Raw genomic sequence first — 20,578 nt, 5'->3', positions numbered from 1 at the left:
ATAATCCTAATGATTGTATTTCGCTTGTAAATGGTGATAATTTATGCGTTTTAAAAACAATTTATACCACTTACTTCTGCATTAATCTACTTTTGATATATATTATTACAATTCAAAAATAAAATACTAAATCAGAACAATTAAATTAATTTAATCTTCAACATGAAAGTGAGAAGGAAATGCTTTTTTAGGATCTTGTTTCAGAATGTTTAATTTAAACTGACTTTCTAAAAAACCATAACCATAGTTAAAAAACTGAATTAATGTTGTTTGCATTGATAGAACTCCAACTTTAATTGATTTAAAACGCATGGTTGCAAATACAAAAATAAGAACCATATACAATAACCAAAACATCATTGGAATATGTAGAATTTTTATCAAATCAAAAATAATAAATCCTAACACAAAAGTAAACCAAGCAAATAAAGTCCCTAAAAAGAATAAACTCGGAAACCAAAAAGTTGGTTTTACATAATTTGGATGGCGCTGATTCAAAATCGGACGCGCAACACCAAATTGATAAACTTGTTTCGCAAATTTCTTTAATGAAGTACGACGTTTATGAATCACTTTTGAATCCTGAAACAATCGCGTTTCGAATCCATTTTCCCATAAACGCATTGATAAATCTGGATCTTCACCAATTCGCATGGCAGCAAATCCACCAGTTTTTTCGTAAGCTTTACGGGAAATTCCCATATTGAAGCTACGCGGCTGAAATTTACCTACCTGCTTTTTACCTCCTCTGATTCCACCAGTAGTTAAAAATGAAGTCATCGAAAATGTAATTGCTTTTTGCATCTCATTAAACGATTCATCCGCATCATCTGGTCCACCAAAAGCGTCTACATAATTTGAAGATAATTCATCGTAAACCGATTGAATATATGTTGAAGGAATAATCGTATCCGAATCCAGGAAAATAAAATAATTACCATTGGCTTTTTCCATTCCGTAATTACGAGATTTTCCTGGACCTGAATTCGATTTATAATAATATTTAATATCTAATTGATCTTGAAATTTAGCACAAACTGTATCTAATTTATTTTTTGATCCATCGTCTACGATGATCATTTCAAAATTAGAATTTGTTTGCTTTGTTAAACTCGATAATAATTCTGTTAACTCGTCTTGACGTTCATAAACGGCAACAATAATAGATAACTGAATGTCAGTTGTATTCAAAATCAATAAAAGATATTAGTTGATACTTTCTTTAATTTCTAAAGCAACTTGCATAATATTACCTACACCTTTACTGTGTAATGGAGAATAATTAGCATTTGATTGCTTAATTGTGTGTGCAATTTCGATGATCAAATCAATTGGTGAAATTTCAAGACCTTTTGGTTCAGCATTAAAATCTAAACCAGCCATAGAAACTTCTTCTATCATTCCAAAAAGCCATTCTTCTAAAAATACATTCAGATCTAATGACTCTATTTTATGATTTTCCCATTGATTTTGTCTTGCCTCTTGAGCTTTATTTTCCGAAGACCAAAAACAAATCACTTCTAAATTCGAACCATCTTCATATTCAAAATCTTCAGAAAAAGTAACTGCAAAGCCCTCTTCAGAAGTCAATAAATAAACTTTTTGATTCGCTATGATTTGTTCGATAAAATCTTTAGTATCCAATTTTTATATTTTTAATCGTTTTGTTTTTTAAATTTCTTAGTTCCTTCGTACATTTCGTACTGTAAGAAATCACATTCTAATTTACCATTAAAAACTTTTAATTTTTTAGATGGTTTTAATCCTACATATTTCTTTGCAGATAAATCTGAAGTTACAAACCAAGCTAATGTATTTGGATAACTCGATTTTAATGTATCTCCAATTTGTTTGTAAAACACTTGATTATCATTCTCTAAACGCTCATTATAAGGAGGATTAAATACGATAGAAACTGGAAATAAATCTTTTTTAGACGTAAAGAAGTCTTGTTGACGCACCTCAATAATATCTGATAAATCTGCAGAACGAATGTTCTCTTCTGCAATTTTAACCATCATTGGAGAAATATCATAACCTACAATTTTGTAATCAAAATCTTTAATTCTGTTAATTCTAAAGTTTCTAATCTCTGCAAATAATTGTGGATTATAATCTGGCCAATTTTGGAAAGAAAAATCTCTACGGTGAATTTGTGCTGGAATATTACATGCAATCATTCCTGCTTCAACAAGCATAGTTCCAGAACCACACATTGGATCTAAGTAATTTCCTTTACCATCCCAACCTGCTGTTATTAATAAACATGCTGCTAAAACTTCGTTAATTGGAGCTGGTCCAGTTTCCGAACGATAACCACGTTTATGTAAAGATTCACCCGAAGAATCAATCGATAAAGTTACTTTATCATGCGAAATGTGTAAGTTGAAGCGTACATCTGGATTTTCTTTATCAATACTTGGACGACGACCTGTATTTTCTTGGAAACGATCAACAATAGCATCTTTTACCTTTAAGGCTGCGTAGTGTGAATGTGTAAAATAATCTGAAAAAACCGTAGGATCAATTACAAACGTTTGATCTACATCGAAGTAATTTTCCCATGGAAATTTCTTCATTCTTTCATATAATTGGTGATCAGTTTTTACTGAAAATGTATGAATTGGTTTTTGAATTCTTAAAGCTGTTCTTAAGCTGTAATTCGCTTTGTACATAAATCCTAAGTCTCCATAGAATTCAACCATACGATTACCAATTTTTACATCTGCTGCTCCTAAAGCCTTTAATTCTTGTGCTAATATCTCTTCGAAACCATAAAAGGTTTTCGCCTGCATTCTAAAGTTTTCCAACAATCAAAATTTTTACAAAAGTACGGATTTTATTAGAAACCTCATCATTTAGGCCGTAATTGATAATATACAATTTATCTAGCTCTTTACTAAAAGTAAATTCATTATAACTACTAACCTAATTAAGGTAAAGAAGTACAGATAAAAACAATGATTTATGAAAAAATTAAAAGAAGCTAATCAACAAAGCATCGCATTAACAAATTATTTTCGTATTATTGCAACATAATTGCATTAAGAAATGAAACGAAGAAATACTCCACAAAAACAGGCTGTTTTAGATTTGTTCGAATCGTGTTCTACTGCCCTAAATCAGGAAGCGATTGAAAAATATTTGCGCGAAAAAATGGACAGAGCTACGATTTATCGAATTCTGAAAAGTTTTTGTGAAGATGGTAAAATGCATAAAATTTTAGGAGACGACGGAATCTCTTATTACGCTTTATGTAAAACTTGCGAAAGCGACCATCATCATCACGATCATTATCATTTTAGATGCGAAAAATGTCAAGAATTAACCTGTTTAAAAGAAGAAATAAAATTGACATTACCAGAAGGATTTGAAATGACAAAATGTAATTTAGTAATCACGGGAACTTGCCCAAAATGTAATAAATAAACAAAACATGGATTGGTTTAAAGCTTGGTTTAATACACCATATTATCATACATTATATAAAAATAGAAACGACGAAGAAGCACGTACATTTATAAAGAATGTTACAAATTTCATCGAAATTCCAGCAAATTCAAAAGTTATGGATTTGGCTTGTGGTAAAGGAAGACATTCTGTTACATTAAATCAATTAGGATTTGATGTAGTTGGTGTAGATCTTTCTGATGAAAGTATTGCTTATGCAAAACAGTTTGAAAATGAAACACTAAAATTTGATGTTCATGATATGCGTAAAATATATCAAGAAAATGAATTTGATGCAATTTTCAACTTATTTACAAGCTTTGGTTATTTTGATAATGATGATGAAAATGCATTAGTTTTTGAAGCGATAAAAAAACAACTAAAACCAAATGGAATTTTAGTTTTTGATTATCTAAATGCTGAGAAAATCGTTAAAAACCTTGTTCCTTATGAGGAAAAAGAAATTGACGGAATTTTATTTAAACTAACAAAAACTATTACTGAAAAGAATTTTATCAAAAAAGAAATTGACTTTTATGCTGACGGACAAGATTGGCATTTTGAGGAATATGTAAAAGTATTGTACAAAAAAGATTTTGATTTAATGATTGAAAAAGCAGGTTTTAAAATCAAACATGTTTTCGGGAATTATCAATTAGGCTCTTTCTTTAGTGATACGTCATCTGATCGTTTAATATTAATTTTAGAAAATGCTTGAAATTAGTGTACTTATTGGAAGCGTAATTCTTGGAGTAATTTGTTCTAAGTTTTTTTTACGTAACAAACACAATTCAAAACTACTATTAACTTTTAGTGGTGCATATTTTCTTGCAATGACTGTACTTGAAATTTTACCACAAGTTTATGGTCATCACGAAGGTTCACACTCACATCACACAATTGGATTATTTGTTTTAGCCGGAGTTGTTATTCAATATATTTTGGAAACAATTAGTAAAGGTGTAGAACATGGCCATGTGCATTTACATCACAACGAAAATAAATTTCCTTTAGGAATTTTTGGAGGATTATTTTTACACTCATTAATCGAAGGAATTCCGGTAGCCAATGCACATTCTCACGATTTTTTATGGGCAATTTTTATCCATAACATTCCTGTTTCAATGATTTTATTTGGAGCATTAAGCCAGCATACAACATCTAAAATAAGACAATTTTTGTTTATGTTCTTGTTTGCTGTTGCAGCTCCAATCGGATTTGTATTAGGAAAATTTACACCTATATCTAACTATACATTAGAAATTAGCGCTATTGTTTCGGGAATTTTCTTACATATTTCAACTGTAATATTATTCGAAGCAAACGAAGGGCATAAATTCAATGCGAAAAAATTTGCTGTTATTGTCGTCGGGTTTTTATTGGCTTTCGCCACCGTTTCCATGCACATACACAGTCATTAAAATACAAAAGTAACTCAATTGAGTTGCTTTTTTTATATATTTAAACCTTATACACTAATAAAATTATATGAAGTATTTAAAATATTGTTTTTTAATATTATTATTAAATTTTCAATCTTGTGATTTTTTAAATAATGATGATGATAATTATGAAAATTTTTACTCTTGCTCTATGTTTAACGAAATAATTAGCTGGAGTAAAGGCGTAAATCCATGCACCTATAATATTAATTACAACAATACATCTTCATTTTATAAAACAGGTTATTTTCAGATTACTTTAAAAAATGCCAGAAGTAGCTATAATGTAAATAGTAAAATAGTTACTATAAACGAAGGGAGAAATTCTATATCAGTTACAATAGACAATTGTAATTTTCAAGACGAAATTCAAAAAATTTGTTTTATGATTAAGTAAAACAAAAACTCCCAATCCATAGATTGGGAGTTTTTTAATTTTAATATTTTGAATGATAGAATTCGTTTTCTATTTCGGTTTTATTTTGTTTATCAAGAGCTTCATTTGCACGTAATTCAACTCTTCTAATTTTTCCTGAAATAGTCTTTGGTAATGTTTCAACAAATTGAACTATTCTTGGTATTTTATAACGCGCTAAATTATCTTCACTAAACTTGAATAATTCTTCAGCTAATTCTTTAGTAGGCACATAATCTTTGTTCAAAATTACAAATGCTTTTACAGCAGCACTTCTTGTTGGATGAGGACTGGCTACAACTGCTGCTTCTACAATTGCATCGTGTTCTAATAAGACACTCTCAACTTCAAAAGGACCTACTCTAAAATCAGATGCTTTAATCACATCATCATCACGACCAACAAACCAAACATAACCATCTTCGTCTTTGTATGCTTTATCTCCTGTGTAATATAGCCCATGTTTAAAAACTTGCTTCATTTTATCCAATTGAATTAAATACGTTTTAAAAACACCATTAATTACATTTTCATCAAATTTGATACAAATATTTCCTTCCTCACTAATTGGTACTTCATCCCCTTCATCATCAGCAATTACAACATCATATAAAAACGTTGGTTTTCCCATAGAACCAAATTTTACAGGTTCATTTGGTAAATTTACAATTGATGCAGTCGTTTCTGTTTGCCCATATCCATCACGAATAGTTATACCTGTTGCATTTTTCCATACATCAATAATTTCAGGATTTAATGGTTCACCAGCAGCTACACATTGTCTTAAATTAAAATTATATTTCGTTAAATCTTCTAATATTAACGAACGTAATGCTGTAGGAGGAGCACAAAAGGTATTTACCTTATAATCTTCTAATGCTTTTAATTGATCTTCTGCAACAAAACGATCTGAATGAAATCCTAAAATTGTAGTGCCCATGTTCCAAGGTGCGAAGAAAGAACTCCAGAAAAATTTGGCCCAACCTGGTTGTGAAATATTATAGTGTACATCACCTTGCTTCATCCCTACCCAAGAAGAGGTTGTAAAAGAACCTAAAGGATAAGTATAATGTGTATGAACTACTACTTTTGGCATACCTGTTGTTCCAGAAGTAAAAAAGTAAAATAAATTATCATCAGCTTGTGTATTTTCTGCGACTGAAGACGTATCGCCTAAATACAAATCAGATAAACTTACCCAACCCTCTCTTGTTCCTTCAGTAATAATTTTAACTTTAATTTTTTCTTCAAAATAAGATTCTGCCTTATCAATCTTATCTGCATTTGTAGGATCTGCTAATGCTACTTTTGGAAAAGCAGATTCAAATCTAAATTTTAAATCACGTTCTTCTAAAGTAACAGCTGCCGGTATTATTACAAATCCTCCTTTGATACAAGCTAAATAGCTTATCCATGTGCATGGCAATAATGGAATCTGAGAAATCATTTTATCACCTGCTTCTACCCCATGATCACGTAAATAATTTAGAAACTGATTACTTTTATCTGATAAATCTTTGAAGGTATACTTTTCCTCCAAATCATTATATTTCCAAATCAATCCTAATTGATCACCAAGTTGCTGAACATTATATGGTTCAAAAACATCTCTTACCCAGTTAAAATATTTTGGCTTAAAAAGCGGAATATTACGCAGCTGAGCATAATTTTCACTATCTATCGTTTCACGAATAGTAGTAAATAATTGTAATTCTGTCATTTATTTTGTGGTTTTGAATAATAAATATAATAATTATTCTCAATCACATATCAATTTAAACAAAAAAAGATGACTTTTATTCAAAGTCATCTTTTTAATTATATTATTGATAATATTATCTTCTATCTCTTGAACCTCCGTCACGAGAACCACGGTAACCTCCGTCACGAGAACCTCCGTCACGACGCTCTCCACGAGAACCTCCATCACGAGAACCACGGTATCCACCATCTCTTGAACCTCCGTCACGAGAACCTCCATCACGACGCTCTCCACGAGAACCTCCATCACGAGAACCACGGTATCCACCATCTCTTGAACCTCCGTCACGAGAACCTCCGTCACGAGAACCTCCACGACGATCTCCTCCACGACGATCTCCTCCACGGAATCCTCCATCACGAGAACCACCACGACGATCTCCTCCACGAGAACCTCCTCTTGAACCTCCATCGCGTCCTGGTTCTGGTTTAGAAATTTGTACATCTAAATCAACACCATCACGTTGTGCATTAGCGAATGATTCCATTACTAATGATTCAAACTGTGTATCAACTTCGAAGAAAGAGAAATTACGTAAAATTTCAATTTTTCCGATTTCAATGTTACGGTTACGAGTTTGCTCGTTAATTAATCCAATTAAGTTAGGAACACGTAAGTTTTGTTTTTGACCGATGTTAATAAAGAAACGTGTAAAATCTCTTCCACCACGACGACGATCTGAACGATCACCTCTTTCTCTATCATTAGAGTCTGTATTGATATCTTTAGAATCTTTATAGTATTCTAAGAATGTATTAAACTCTACAGTAACGAAACGCTTTAATAAATCATCACGATCTAAATCAGCTAATTTTTCGTTTACAGTTGCCATGTATGGTTCAATTTGCTCTTCGTTTACTTCAATATTTTGGATTTTCTCCATTAAATTGAATAAACGTTTTTCACAAATTTCTTCTCCAGTTGGTACATTTTTTTGTTCTATTTTAGAAGCAATTAAACGCTCTAATTCTTTAATCTTACGACCTTCACGGTTGTTAGAAATAATAATAGAAATACCTTTGTTACCAGCACGACCTGTACGACCTGAACGGTGAACGTAAACTTCTGGATCATCTGGTAAGTTGTAGTTAATTACGTGAGTTAATTCGTTAACATCAATACCACGAGCTGCAACGTCAGTAGCAACTAAAATTTGGATATTTTGGTTACGGAATTTCTCCATCACGTGATCACGTTGAGATTGAGATAAATCTCCGTGTAATGCATCTGCATTATAACCATCTTGCATTAATTTATCTGCAACTTCTTTCGCTTCGCGACGAGTTCTACAGAAAACAATACCATAGATATTTGGATAATAATCAGCTAAACGTTTTAAAGCTAAGTAACGATCTGAAGCACGAACTAAGAAAACTTGATGTTCGATATTTTTAGAAGCAGTATTAACTTTACTTACAGCAATTTCAACTGGATTATTCATATATTCTGATGCAATACGACGAACTTCGCTTGGCATTGTAGCAGAAAATAATAATGTTTGTTTTTCTTCTGGAGTAGTCTCTAAAATTGAGTCAATCTCATCACGGAATCCCATGTTTAACATTTCGTCAGCTTCATCTAAAACTGTCCATGTGATATCGTGAATTTTTAAAGCTTTACGTTTAATTAAATCCATTGTACGTCCAGGTGTTCCTACAACGATTTGTGGATTATCTCTTAAACCTTTGATTTGTTTTGAGATATCTGCACCACCATAAACCGCTTGGATACGTACCCCTTTCATGTTTGAAGAAAAAGATTCTAACTCTTTAGCTATTTGTAAACATAACTCACGAGTAGGACATAATACAATAGCTTGAACTGATTGAGAAGAACTATCTAATTGGTTTAAAATTGGTAAACCAAATGCAGCAGTTTTTCCTGTACCTGTTTGTGCTAATGCAATAACGTCTTGTTCTGATGTTAAAATTTGTGGAATTGCTTTTTCTTGGATAGGAGATGGAGAAACAAATCCCATTCCCTCAATTGCAGTCAAAATGTTTTCTTGAAGACCTAATTCTTTGAATGTAATCATGTTAGATAATTACCGTGCATGAAAATTCATTTATGTTTTCCATACCTCGGTTTTATTTTAAATTATATTATAACCAACAGATATGAAAGAATAAAATTAAATGGCTGAGCAGCCGAAAAATCCCTAAATGAATTCTTTTACATCCGTACTTTACCTTTATGTAAAGCTGTGCAAAGTTAGGGATTTAATTTGAAATAAAAAATTTATTTAATAAATCCCTAACTTGGGTATGAATGATAGTTTTGGGTATTAACAATCAGCTATATTAACTGCTACTGCTAACCCTCCTTCTGAAGTTTCTTTATATTTATTATTCATATCTTTTGCTGTTTCCCACATTGTATTGACTACTTTATCTAATGGTACTTTTGCATTTAAAGGATCTGAATCTAAAGCTAACTCTGCAGCATTAATAGCTTTAATTGCTCCCATAGTATTTCTTTCGATACAAGGAATTTGCACCAAACCACCAATCGGATCACATGTTAAACCTAAATGATGTTCCATTGCAATTTCTGCTGCCATTGTAACTTGATCTGGCGTCCCTCCCATTAATTCACATAAAGCCGCTGCTGCCATTGCTGAAGAAACACCAATTTCTGCTTGGCAACCACCCATTGCTGCTGAAATTGTTGCACCCTTTTTAAAAATAGAACCAATAACACCAGCTGTAGTTAAAAATTGTTTGATTTCTTTTTCGCCTGCTTTATGATTTTCAATAACTAAATAATACATTAAAACAGCAGGAATAACTCCTGAACTACCATTTGTAGGCGCTGTAACAACACGACCTAATGATGCATTTACTTCGTTGACAGCAAGTGCAAAACAACTAACCCATTTTAGAATTTGACGAAAATATACTTTTGTTTTACGAATTGTTTGTAACCATTCCATCGGTGTTTCGTATGGCAAATCTCCTTTTAGATTCTGATGCATATCAAAAGCACGTCGCTTTACATTTAAACCACCCGGAAGAATTCCTTCAGTATGACATCCAATGTACATACACTCTAACATTGTATTCCAAATTCGCATCAATTCTTTATCAACTTCTTCTTCCGTACGAATTGTTTTTTCGTTTTCGTACATAATTTCTGAAATTGATTTATTTTCTTGCTTACAATAAACCAATAACTCGTTAGCAGTATTGAATAAAAAAGGAAAATCGCAAGTAAATTCAGATGTTGAATTTTCATCTTCCTCTTTCGTTACAAAACCTCCTCCAACAGAATAAAAAACAGATTCTATAGATTCATTATTTGTTATTGCTGTAAATTTTAATCCATTTGCATGAAATGGTAAAAAATTACGATTAAAAATGATATCCGTTTCTGGATTAAAATTGATTTCAATCTCGTTACCAAATTTAATTTTATGAGTAGTTTTAATTTGATCAATTACGTTTGAAATATTCTCAACAGGAATATATTCAGGATCAGCACCAGTTAAACCTAACATCACAGCGAAATCTGTCGCGTGACCTTTACCTGTTAAAGATAAAGAACCATATAAGTCAACTTTGACTTGTTTTACATCGTTAAAAATGTTTGCAGCTTTTATTTCTTCTATAAAACGTTCAGCAGCACGCCATGGACCTAAAGTATGTGAACTTGACGGGCCAATTCCAATTTTTAGCATATCGAATACCGAGATACACTCCATAATACACTTTGTTTTATATTTTTTCCATTAACAAAGATAATTGGATTTTCCACATACACTCAATTCCGTAAAATTATTTTATGAATATGAAAAATTTATTAGCGATTTTCTATTAAATTAAAAAAAGCACCTCCTAATTAGAAAGTGCTTTTTATATATTTAAAAATTTGTGTTTATTTAAACTTATGCCAATATGGATAAATTACTGCTAAACCATATCCAATAAAAACAAACAACGCAAACAATGTATATAATGTTCCGTCGGCCATAAATTCTGGTTGTACTGTAGCAGAAACAAATAACGCTGCAACAACTAAGATTGGTCCTAATTTTTTGAATGCGTACGTTAAAAATAATCCAATTAATGCTAAAAATGATAAGACCAATGTTGTAATTGGATACCATTGCGGCATTTCTGGAGCATCTTCATTTAAGAAAGAGCGGAATAAATAATCGTTAGTAGAATATAAAATATATCCACGATAGATTAAACTTCCGACAACGAATAACATAAAGTAGAACATTAACTTAAACCAAAAAGATTTACCCTCACCCTCGTGAATAGCGTGACTTGACTCTCTTGATTGATTGATTAAATTACTTCTATCAAAAATATCGTCTCTTTCAATTTCTTGATTTTGACTTTCTTTATTTGTCATATCATTAATGTTAGAAAAGGAAATCGTAACCTTTTAAACTTAACTTTTCATACTTCTCTTCATCGAAACGGTATAATTTAGATACTTTACGATGTAATTTTGGATCTGTTGTATTACCAGTTTCAATGATTAAGTTTGAATTGAAAATCTTTTTACGGAAGTTACGTTTATCCAACTCTCTATTTAAAGCCTTTTCATATAGACTTTGTAATTGAGCAATTGTAAATTCTTCTGGTAAAAGATTAAATCCAACAGGACGACGTTTTACTCTACGTTTAACACGTTCCTTAGCATATTGAATAATTTCGTTATGATCAAATGCAAGATCAGGAACTCTGTCGTATGCAAACCACTCGCCTCCTTGATTTTTCACTTTTTCTTCAATTTCTGGAGTTAATTTTACCAATGCATAGTAGGCAACATTCACAACACGTCCCATAGGATTACGGAAAACTTTTGTGAATGCTTTTAATTGCTCGATATATGTTTCGTGCTCGTTGTATGCAATTTTTTCGGTAAGTAATTCGTGAATCGCCTGATCATTACTAACATCTGGCGCAATATATTTACCTGGTAAAACTAATGCCCCTTGAAAAGGTTCACTTGCTTTTTTGTACACTAAAACTTTTAGTTCCTCTCCATCAAATCCGAATAATACAAGACTTGAACAAAGCGCAACCTGAAAGTATTTCTGTTTTTCTTCTGCTGTCATCTGTGGATTAGGTTAAATCGATTTCGTATTTATTTTAGTGAAAGATTGAGTGCATCAATCTATTTTTATCATTAAAAGATTCCTCTAATGAAATCATAGATTCTGTTCTTAAAACGTCATCAATTTGATCAATTTTATAGATTACTTCTTTCGCATCTCCTGTATCTTTCGCACGAATTTTACAGAAAATATTATATTTCCCAGAAACAACGTGAACCACTGTTACATTTGGAATTTTATATAATTCATCAATTACTCTTTGAGTTTTGCTTGTTTTAGTTAAAAGTAAACCAACATAAGCCACAAACTGATACCCCATTTTGTCATAATCAGTAATTAATGTAGTTCCTTTAATAATACCTGCTTCTTCTAATTTTTTAACACGAACGTGAATTGTACCAGCTGATACATTCATTTTTTTCGCTATTTCTGTAAAAGGCATTCTTGTATTATCAATTAAATACATTAAAATCTTCTTATCAACTTCATCAATTATGTAATTCATTTTCCTTGTTTTTGCCTATTATTATTATTTTAACAAAAAATCCGTTTAATTTTTAGCAAAAATATAAATAATACTTACAAAGGGCAAAATTATTTTTAATGATTTATTTAATATTTTTAGATTTGTTGAATTGAAGTTCTAATCTATTAAGAACTAATCACTTTTGTTTGTTTGCGCGAGTTTATTGTCTAACCAACAATAAACTCTTTTTTTTTATCGCATTCTAACAAGACCTCTTCCAGCCTTTTTAGGCTGTTCCTTAGAGACTTTAACCTCATCATTTTTAGAAATTGAGTGACCAATTAAAGAATCATTTTTAGAAATTGGTTTTGATTCCACAACCGAATCTTTTTTGATTGGAGTAACTTCTTCAGCATTTGCTTTAAATTTAGCTTTAGTTTCTCTCTGTTGCTGTTTTTCGCCAATAAATTCTCTGAAATTATCAAAAGATGCGTTATATGTAATTCCGGTACCATAACTCTGATTCATCATTGAGTTACCAGTAAATTGTTGAATACCGAATGTAGTTGGTTTTGTAAATGCATTTAATACTAGAGAACCATTATTCGCTTTAGAAATATCATAAGTTAAATCTAAATTTCCGTCAAAATTCTCTACATATTGGTTTCTAACTGCCATTCCGTACGCTCCACGAATACGTAATCGCTCATTGATCTGATAACTTAAAGAATATCTTAATTTATCATTTGTACCTGATTGCTGACTTCCACCAACATATTCTAAATCGATATTAACTCCATTAATAATAGAAGATAACATTCCGGCAATTGTAGATAAACCAATATCCGCAGCTGTACTTGTAACACCTGAACCAATATCTAATGCATCTCCGAATTTACCAGTAAGTAAAATATAAGAGAATTGCATCATTTGTTCTTCTTGGTTTGAACGGAATTTTGATTGTAATTGCGAGTTAATATCAGAACCTGCATTAGGTAAAGTAAGTCCAAAATCAATTTGTGGTTTAGCCAAAGTCTCAGTAATATCAATCGATAATTCTGTATCATAAATCTGAGAGAAACCAATCCCTAAATAATCTCCAACATTAGAAACACTACGTTCATAAATCGCATGAATTTGAAGAGTTGCATCCATTGGATTACCAGCAAACTGAACTGAAGATCCTTTTGCTACTTTAAAATCTTTTGGAATCAATGGAATTTGACGGAATTCATAAATACCACTTTCTATATTATAAACACCTGTCAAACTAAGACCATTATTATTCATTAAGAAACGTAGATTTTCTGCTGTTCCACGAGCTGAAGCTTTATCGTTTGTAGCAGCATCAAAAACTAAATTAACTTGAGAATTTGGATATGCATTAATTGACAAATCTATCGTCATACCTTTTATTCGATTTTCGCCCTTATCAGCGACTAACACCGTCTGATCTGGCACAAAACGCACCAAATTACTTTCGTTTTCAATCGTAGTACTTCCTGTATTAATTGTTAATTCAGAATTTCCGACAATTGTAGCATTACCATAAATACCCAATTGATCTACAGGTCCCATCATTAAGACATCTCCTTTAGCAAAAATTTTACCGTAGAAAAGTTCATTATCCTTAATGGTTGTATTCATTACTAAAAGATTATCGGCATCAAATTGTAAGTTTAAACCCCATTCGCTAACATTTCTGAAAAGTAACGCACCATTCACAGTACCTGTTGTATTAAAAGTCGTGTCTTTTAATTTAACATCATCAAGCATAATAATACCCTGACGATTACCTTCTTTGGAAACAAACAAACTATTTTCTCCTTCGAAAAGATAATCTACGCCTAAGAATTTAACTTTCATTCCTAGATCTTTTGCGATTAAATCTCCATTTAAATTAGGCAATGTTAACGGTCCATCGATATGAACATCACCCGACATTTTCCCTCTAATATTAGAAAAAACAGAACCTAAGAATCCTTCTAAGAAATCTAAATGAAAATCATCTAAATTTGCATAAATATCTAATTCTGGTCCAGATGGTTTATTGATGATATCTCCATTTGCTTTAACTGATTCAATATTTTCACGAAGTAAACTTAAGTCAAAATTAAAACGATTATCAGCAATATTATATCCACCATTTAACGATAAATCTCCTAATAAAAATTTATTTAATGCTAAGCCTTTTACATTAGTCTGAAGGGTTGGCTCTAACTTTTCTTTAGTTCGAACAAAATTCATTTGTCCATTTGCAACACCTTCTATCTGAAGTTTACCAATAAGCGCTTTTGGTATAATTTTATCTAAATGTAAATCATGGAAATTAGCATCAAAGTTGAAGTTTTCTTTTTCGTAGAAAACCCCACTAATATCCAAGTGTTGATTATCTGACTCTAAAACTAAATCCTGAACCATAAATGATTTTTTTACTGGATTTAGAATCATACGATTCGAATTACGATCATTCGTTGGATTAATATTCCATTTAGTAGAATCAATTGTAATTGTAGATGGTGAAAAACCAAAAATATAATACTCTCGTTTTTCTGAAACTGTATGATAAAGATTCAAGTTAAAATCAACTGGATTTTTATTACCAATTTTAAAATCAGTTTCAACTAAAAGTGTGTCATTTTTCGGAATTGAACGAACATCAATTTCTTTGATAGTAATACCACTAACTTTTAAACTATCAATTTTAGCATTTAAATTATTTGCTTCCTCTAATGTATTTAAACTAACATTGGATTGAAACAACTCTATACCAGCATATGAAATACCTGGTGTATCTAATTTAATATCTAATTTATTTTCGTCTGAATTTATAAATCCTTGTATTTGAGTTTCAGGCTCAATTTTAATCGATTCATCAAAATAGCTCAATAAATTCTGTTCAACATAAATATCAAAATTAAATTGCTGACCAGGACTTACTTTTTTATGTTTAAAAGACGGAACTAATGGAACAAGTGAATTGTTAAGCACATTAACAACTTCAGTGACTTTAAAATTCCCATCAATAGAAGCTTTCATATAATCAGGAACATTTACATCCATGATTTTACGATTCCCTTCTACAACAGAATTTAATGTAATATGGTCAAAACTAATTGTATCTTTTTTCGAACGATAATATACATTACTCAAATCTATATTTCCTCTTAAATCGTTTAAGTTTGTTAAAGAAAAATCTCCGGTTACATCACCACGAACAACCGCTTTCATGTTTTTAGTAATACCTAAAAAATCAAGATTTATTTCTCTAATTTTAGAAGTAAAATCAAAATCATAAGGTTTACCACTAAAGTTTATCTTTCCGTTTAATTGAGCATTTAAATTAGGATCTTTAATATCAAACAATCCATTGAAAGCATTATTTTTTATCTCGCCGTCAACAATAATATTATTGTATCGTTTCCCCATTAAATCGATATAACGAAGCCCTCCATCTAAGTCTAACTTCATTTTAGCAATATCTGTCCCTACTCCGTTAAACTTAAATTTACCGCTTACATATCCTAAATCTTTAACGTCTGTAATCTGTTGAATATTTAAATTTTTAGCATCAATTGTACCTGCATACAACATTGATTTAGGATTTTTATAATTGGTTAATTTAGCCGTAATATCAGCATCTCCTAATGTTGTAACTGCATATCCATCTAATGTAATTGTAGAAGGATTTAACATTAAATCTCCACGATAATTCATATTCCCAAATCGTTTAATAAAATCAGGAATTTTAGTAGAAACAAAAGTTGGTAATAATGACGTTAACTTTTGAAATGATGTTGTAGCTTTAAGATTATTTGTTTTAATTTTAATCAAAGAACCATTCATCATATCAGTCAAATTCAAATGATTTGCACCAACATAATTATCGCCACCTTTTAATTCAAAATCAGTAAAGTTTAAATTATTTAAAGTTCCATCTACTTTACCATAAACATATACAGAATTATTCTTGTCAAATAAATTTGTAAAATATCTGATATCTTTATAATTGATAACCGAACCACGATCAAATAATATGTTCCAAAAAACTTTATTATTAAAATCGGACATATCAGATGGTTTTTCATAACTCATCAATAAATGACCGTTTAGAACTGAATCATCAGTTCTCATATTCAAATTATCAACTCTAATTTCTTTACTCGAATAATGAACTTTTCCTGTAAAATTCTTTACATTATATTTTTCACCATTTCTTTCAGCAGCAAAACAAAAATTAGCTAATTCGCCAGTGATATCATCACCTACTAATTTAAAATCTAAAACATGTAATTGTAGATTATGGGATTTTAACCAAACATTACCTGAATTCTGATTCAAGATTGAAACCTTTCCATTTTTAATAAAAAAATCTCCATCTAACTTAAAAACACGTGTTGGATCTTTTGGTTTATCTGAACTGAAACCATTTACGAATTTGATGAAATTACTAACAGAATCTCCTTTGTAAGTAATTACCTGAATATTTGGCTCGACTAACTTTACTTCTTTCAGATTAATATGTTCTGAATTTGAAATAATTGACCAAACACTTAGCGTAGTTTGTAATTGACGACCGGTGATAAAATCTAAATCACGATCATCTTTTATCGAAATATCATTTAAATATATTTTTCCAAAAAAATCAATATCTACCGAATCTACATACATTCGAGTATTTAGAGATTTATTCAGTTTTTCCATCGCAAATTTTGCAACTTTTGATTGCACTGCAGGAATCTGAATCGCAATAGACGCACACAATAATAGCGTCAGTATGAATATGATACATACTAAAATTACTCTTCCTAATCTTCTGACTATTTTCAATGGTTTAATTTTACGATATTTGCAGTGTAAAAATAAGTATAAATTTTATTCTACAAGGGTTTATGAGCGATAAAAACTACATTTTAGCCATAGAATCTTCGTGCGATGACACAGGAGCAGCAATCATCTTAGATAACTGTATTTTATCTAACGTTGTTGCAAGCCAAAAAGTACATGAAGAATATGGTGGCGTAGTCCCAGAATTAGCATCCAGAGCACATCAACAAAATATAGTTCCTGTAGTGGATCAAGCCTTAAAACAGGCAAAAATTACGAAAGAAGATTTAAAAGCAGTTTCTTACACCAGAGGTCCAGGATTAATGGGCTCTTTGTTAGTTGGAGGAAGTTTTGCTAAGTCATTTTCTCAGAGTTTAGACATTCCGTTAATCGAAGTTAATCATATGCAAGGACATATTTTGGCTAACTTTATTGATGACGCGAATGATGTAAAACCTACATTTCCATTTTTATGTTTAACTGTTAGTGGTGGACATACACAAATCGTAAAAATTAACGATTATTTGGATATGGAAATTTTAGGAGAAACGATTGACGACGCAGCTGGTGAAGCATTTGATAAAGCGGGTAAAATTCTTAATTTACCTTATCCTGCAGGTCCAATTATTGATAAAAAATCTAAAATTGGAGACCCAACAAAATTCAAATTTGCAAAACCAAAAATTGATGGTTTAAACTTTAGTTTCTCTGGATTTAAAACATCTATTTTATATTTCATTCAGAAAGAAGTTAAAGCTAATCCTAATTTTATTGAAGAAAATCTTGACGATTTATGTGCATCTATTCAACGTTCAATCGTTGATATTTTGATGGCTAAAATTAAGCAAGCTTCTGATGAAACTGGAATCAAACAAATTGCAATTGCAGGTGGAGTTTCAGCCAATTCAGAAATTAGAGCTCGTTTAAAAGAAGGTGAAGAAAAATTTGGATGGAAAGCATTTATTCCGAAATTTGAATACACAACAGACAACGCTGCAATGATTGCAATTGTTGGTCAATTGAAATACGAACGTCAATTATTTACAGATCTTTCAGCAAAATCTGTAGCAAAATACCATATATAATATGAAATTATTTTTTGGAATATTTCAAGGCGATACTGCTATTTTAAATGAAGAAGAAAGTAATCATTTCACTAAAGTTTTAAGAGGAAATGAAGGCGATATTATTCATATTACTGACGGAAATGGAAATTTAGGAAAATGTGAAGTTACACATGTTTCTAAAAAAATTGTAGAAGCTAATGTAATTCAGTTACAAGAAAATTTTGAGCAAAAGAAATACTATTTACACGTTGCTATTGCACCTACGAAAACAATGGAGCGTATTGAATTTTTCTTAGAAAAAGCAACTGAAATTGGTATTGATGAAATTACTTTTTTACAATCTTTTCATTCTGAACGTAAAAACATTAAAATTGAACGTTTAGAAAAAATTGTACAATCTGCAACTAAACAATCGTTAAAAGCTTATTTACCAAAATTGAATGATTTAACTAAGTTTAATGATTTCATTAAAAAAGATTTATCCGATTACAAAAAGTGTATTGCACATTGTGAAAGTGATATTGAAAGAACTCCTTTCAATCAAATCTTAAGTAAACAACCTGAAAAGGTTTTAATTATGATTGGTCCAGAAGGTGATTTTTCTCGCGATGAAATTAAAGCCGCTTACGAAAATGGTTTTAATGGAATTTCATTAGGTTCACAACGATTCAGAACTGAAACTGCTGCATTACAAGCTGTTTTCGCAACAGATTGGGCATTCAATCACAAGTAAATCAAAAATCAATATAATTTAAAAATCCAATCTAAAATTTAGACTGGATTTTTTTATTACTTTAATAATTCTTCTAACGGAGTAAACACTACAAAGTGTTTATTATTTGGAGAATTATAATTCATGAATTTCTCCAAAATTTCGTGATTTAAATCTAAATAAACTTCATAAGATTTTCCGTTTTTTGAAAGAGAAAAATTATGTTTCAACCCAGATAAGTATTCTAATTTAGGAATAGATATTGAATCAGGAAATGAATTTAATTTTAACAATCCATTTAAAGCTAATAAATCTGTTTTATAATTATCTCTATAAACTTCTATATTTAAAAACGGAATTAAATCTCCCGTTTTATCATAAAAATAAAGTTCAATATCTTCACTTTTGGATTCTTTTGTATGTATACTTTTAAGAAAATTAAATTTCTCAATCGCAACTGAAATAAATGCTGTTGAATCATTTTTAGCGATTACTTTACCAAAGTTATAACTCAAATCTTTAGAATTTAAGAAAGTATACGTCGAATCTGAATTTAATATATAAACCTCCGATTGATCAGTATTCTCTAAATTTATTGATCTTATTTCTCGTTTTTCTTTTTCTTTAAAATTCCCTTTAACTACAATATCTTTCTTTGTACATGAAAAACATATAATAAGAACTAAACATAATAAGTATTTCATTTATTTTTATTGACTTATGATGCATCAAAAATAAGAAATACTTGCTGCAATTAGGTATTGTGCACCATAATAAAAGATGTAATTCCCTTTAATCATCCAAGATTTCTCATCTTTACCAAAATACGAGAAACTTAAAATTAAATCAGAAATCAAAAACAAGATTAATCCTATTCCAAAAATTAACATTCCATAATTTCCATACCGATAACTTGTCCAAAGCAATAAAAATGTGACTAAACTTAGTACAAATGCATATACGGCTGATATTAATCGAAATTCACCAAAATTTAATTTCATTGAATCTTCCGAGACTAAAAGAATAAATACTGACATACCGGCAAAACCAAAAATAAACGAATAATCCAGGAGGTGTAAATGGTAATTAAGAGCAAAATACCCGATATAAATTAAATGCCCAATAATAAAACTTGTAAAACCAAAATAGGTGTAAAATTTATCATCTTTCGGATACAACAACTTCAGGTCAAGGGCTATATCACCTATTAAACCTAAAATTAATCCGATAACAATCAAAACACCTAAAGAAAGTTGATCTGGTGAATTAATAATGTTAAATAACGCAATTACAATAATCAAAAAAGTCGTTGAAATCTTAAAAATCAAAGCTTTTAATGTAGGTGCTTTCAACTTTAAACGGACAT

Annotated in this window: 17 protein-coding genes; 5 read left to right on the top strand and 12 right to left on the bottom strand. The window is 30.5% G+C overall.

From position 1 onward, the window contains the following. Nucleotides 1-150 precede the first annotated feature (150 nt). Genes EAH69_RS05535 through EAH69_RS05525 form a run of 3 tightly spaced genes read right to left on the bottom strand, consistent with a single transcriptional unit; the run spans nt 151 to nt 2,795 of the window. A complete protein-coding gene (locus tag EAH69_RS05535; RefSeq protein ID WP_121934183.1) occupies nt 151-1,191 on the bottom strand; it encodes a glycosyltransferase in 1,041 nt (346 codons plus the stop codon). Nucleotides 1,192-1,206: 15 nt separating this feature from the next. Beyond that, on the bottom strand, nt 1,207-1,644 hold the full coding sequence (locus EAH69_RS05530) for a DUF2750 domain-containing protein (RefSeq protein WP_121934182.1): 438 nt from the start codon (nt 1,642-1,644) through the stop codon (nt 1,207-1,209). Nucleotides 1,645-1,655: 11 nt separating this feature from the next. Next, a complete protein-coding gene (locus EAH69_RS05525; RefSeq protein WP_121934181.1) occupies nt 1,656-2,795 on the bottom strand; it encodes a THUMP domain-containing class I SAM-dependent RNA methyltransferase in 1,140 nt (379 codons plus the stop codon). Between the two features lie 256 nt (nt 2,796-3,051). On the opposite strand from EAH69_RS05525, the gene EAH69_RS05520 reads away from it, so the two are divergent. The 3 genes from EAH69_RS05520 to EAH69_RS05510 are packed head-to-tail and all read left to right on the top strand — an operon-like array spanning nt 3,052 to nt 4,871. Beyond that, nucleotides 3,052-3,429 carry a Fur family transcriptional regulator gene (locus tag EAH69_RS05520; protein ID WP_121934180.1) on the top strand — a complete coding sequence of 126 codons (378 nt, stop codon included), beginning with the start codon at nt 3,052-3,054 and terminating at the stop codon, nt 3,427-3,429. A gap of 7 nt (nt 3,430-3,436) precedes the next feature. Next, nucleotides 3,437-4,168 (top strand): class I SAM-dependent methyltransferase, encoded by a 732-nt coding sequence (locus EAH69_RS05515; RefSeq protein WP_121934179.1) that lies wholly within the window; start codon nt 3,437-3,439, stop codon nt 4,166-4,168. Further along, on the top strand, nt 4,161-4,871 hold the full coding sequence (locus EAH69_RS05510) for a ZIP family metal transporter (RefSeq protein ID WP_121934178.1): 711 nt from the start codon (nt 4,161-4,163) through the stop codon (nt 4,869-4,871). The genes EAH69_RS05515 and EAH69_RS05510 overlap by 8 nt, the downstream gene beginning before the upstream one ends. Before the next feature lie 458 nt (nt 4,872-5,329). Here the strand turns inward: EAH69_RS05510 and EAH69_RS05505 are convergent, their stop codons facing one another. The 7 genes from EAH69_RS05505 to EAH69_RS05475 all read right to left on the bottom strand — a co-directional run bounded on the left by EAH69_RS05505 (nt 5,330) and on the right by EAH69_RS05475 (nt 17,370). Further along, nucleotides 5,330-7,027, bottom strand: coding sequence for an AMP-binding protein (locus tag EAH69_RS05505; RefSeq protein WP_121934177.1), 1,698 nt, complete (start codon nt 7,025-7,027; stop codon nt 5,330-5,332). Nucleotides 7,028-7,142: 115 nt separating this feature from the next. Then, nucleotides 7,143-9,104 (bottom strand): DEAD/DEAH box helicase, encoded by a 1,962-nt coding sequence (locus EAH69_RS05500; RefSeq protein WP_121934176.1) that lies wholly within the window; start codon nt 9,102-9,104, stop codon nt 7,143-7,145. A gap of 249 nt (nt 9,105-9,353) precedes the next feature. Then, nucleotides 9,354-10,769 (bottom strand): L-serine ammonia-lyase, encoded by a 1,416-nt coding sequence (locus tag EAH69_RS05495; RefSeq protein ID WP_230466718.1) that lies wholly within the window; start codon nt 10,767-10,769, stop codon nt 9,354-9,356. A 173-nt stretch (nt 10,770-10,942) separates the two neighbouring features. After that, nucleotides 10,943-11,428, bottom strand: a complete 486-nt coding sequence (locus EAH69_RS05490; RefSeq protein ID WP_121934174.1) for a hypothetical protein — start codon at nt 11,426-11,428, stop codon at nt 10,943-10,945. Between the two features lie 10 nt (nt 11,429-11,438). After that, nucleotides 11,439-12,140 carry an NUDIX hydrolase gene (locus tag EAH69_RS05485; RefSeq protein WP_121934173.1) on the bottom strand — a complete coding sequence of 234 codons (702 nt, stop codon included), beginning with the start codon at nt 12,138-12,140 and terminating at the stop codon, nt 11,439-11,441. Nucleotides 12,141-12,174: 34 nt separating this feature from the next. Then, the gene (locus tag EAH69_RS05480) at nt 12,175-12,645 is read right to left on the bottom strand and encodes an Lrp/AsnC family transcriptional regulator (protein ID WP_121934172.1); all 471 of its coding nucleotides are present in this window, start codon (nt 12,643-12,645) and stop codon (nt 12,175-12,177) included. A gap of 213 nt (nt 12,646-12,858) precedes the next feature. Beyond that, on the bottom strand, nt 12,859-17,370 hold the full coding sequence (locus tag EAH69_RS05475) for a translocation/assembly module TamB domain-containing protein (protein ID WP_121934171.1): 4,512 nt from the start codon (nt 17,368-17,370) through the stop codon (nt 12,859-12,861). Nucleotides 17,371-17,498: 128 nt separating this feature from the next. Between EAH69_RS05475 and tsaD the strand changes: the two genes are divergently transcribed. Next, nucleotides 17,499-18,518, top strand: coding sequence for a tRNA (adenosine(37)-N6)-threonylcarbamoyltransferase complex transferase subunit TsaD (gene tsaD, locus EAH69_RS05470; RefSeq protein WP_121934170.1), 1,020 nt, complete (start codon nt 17,499-17,501; stop codon nt 18,516-18,518). 1 nt (nt 18,519) lies between these two features. Further along, on the top strand, nt 18,520-19,233 hold the full coding sequence (locus EAH69_RS05465; protein ID WP_121934169.1) for a 16S rRNA (uracil(1498)-N(3))-methyltransferase: 714 nt from the start codon (nt 18,520-18,522) through the stop codon (nt 19,231-19,233). Between the two features lie 56 nt (nt 19,234-19,289). Here EAH69_RS05465 and EAH69_RS05460 read toward each other — a convergent pair whose 3' ends face one another. Then, complete coding sequence (locus EAH69_RS05460; protein WP_121934168.1) at nt 19,290-19,916, bottom strand: hypothetical protein; 627 nt, start codon at nt 19,914-19,916, stop codon at nt 19,290-19,292. Between the two features lie 24 nt (nt 19,917-19,940). Beyond that, a complete protein-coding gene (locus tag EAH69_RS05455; RefSeq protein WP_230466717.1) occupies nt 19,941-20,564 on the bottom strand; it encodes a lysoplasmalogenase in 624 nt (207 codons plus the stop codon). Between the last annotated feature and the right edge of the window lie 14 nt (nt 20,565-20,578).

Origin of the sequence: Faecalibacter macacae (assembly GCF_003687725.1) — a bacterium.
Classification (GTDB): Bacteria; Bacteroidota; Bacteroidia; order Flavobacteriales; family Weeksellaceae; genus Empedobacter; species Empedobacter macacae.
This window is presented reverse-complemented; position numbering and strand designations above follow the sequence as displayed.

What these genes read in the sequence shown, in the direction of transcription:
- EAH69_RS05525 (WP_121934181.1), bottom strand. Translation starts at nt 2,795, where the DNA reads ATGCAGGCGAAAACCTTTTATGGTTTCGAAGAGATATTAGCACAAGAA.
- EAH69_RS05520 (WP_121934180.1), top strand. Translation starts at nt 3,052, where the DNA reads ATGAAACGAAGAAATACTCCACAAAAACAGGCTGTTTTAGATTTGTTC.
- EAH69_RS05515 (WP_121934179.1), top strand. Translation starts at nt 3,437, where the DNA reads ATGGATTGGTTTAAAGCTTGGTTTAATACACCATATTATCATACATTA.
- EAH69_RS05510 (WP_121934178.1), top strand. Translation starts at nt 4,161, where the DNA reads ATGCTTGAAATTAGTGTACTTATTGGAAGCGTAATTCTTGGAGTAATT.
- EAH69_RS05505 (WP_121934177.1), bottom strand. Translation starts at nt 7,027, where the DNA reads ATGACAGAATTACAATTATTTACTACTATTCGTGAAACGATAGATAGT.
- EAH69_RS05500 (WP_121934176.1), bottom strand. Translation starts at nt 9,104, where the DNA reads ATGATTACATTCAAAGAATTAGGTCTTCAAGAAAACATTTTGACTGCA.
- EAH69_RS05495 (WP_230466718.1), bottom strand. Translation starts at nt 10,769, where the DNA reads ATGGAGTGTATCTCGGTATTCGATATGCTAAAAATTGGAATTGGCCCG.
- EAH69_RS05490 (WP_121934174.1), bottom strand. Translation starts at nt 11,428, where the DNA reads ATGACAAATAAAGAAAGTCAAAATCAAGAAATTGAAAGAGACGATATT.
- EAH69_RS05485 (WP_121934173.1), bottom strand. Translation starts at nt 12,140, where the DNA reads ATGACAGCAGAAGAAAAACAGAAATACTTTCAGGTTGCGCTTTGTTCA.
- EAH69_RS05480 (WP_121934172.1), bottom strand. Translation starts at nt 12,645, where the DNA reads ATGAATTACATAATTGATGAAGTTGATAAGAAGATTTTAATGTATTTA.
- tsaD (WP_121934170.1), top strand. Translation starts at nt 17,499, where the DNA reads ATGAGCGATAAAAACTACATTTTAGCCATAGAATCTTCGTGCGATGAC.
- EAH69_RS05465 (WP_121934169.1), top strand. Translation starts at nt 18,520, where the DNA reads ATGAAATTATTTTTTGGAATATTTCAAGGCGATACTGCTATTTTAAAT.
- EAH69_RS05460 (WP_121934168.1), bottom strand. Translation starts at nt 19,916, where the DNA reads ATGAAATACTTATTATGTTTAGTTCTTATTATATGTTTTTCATGTACA.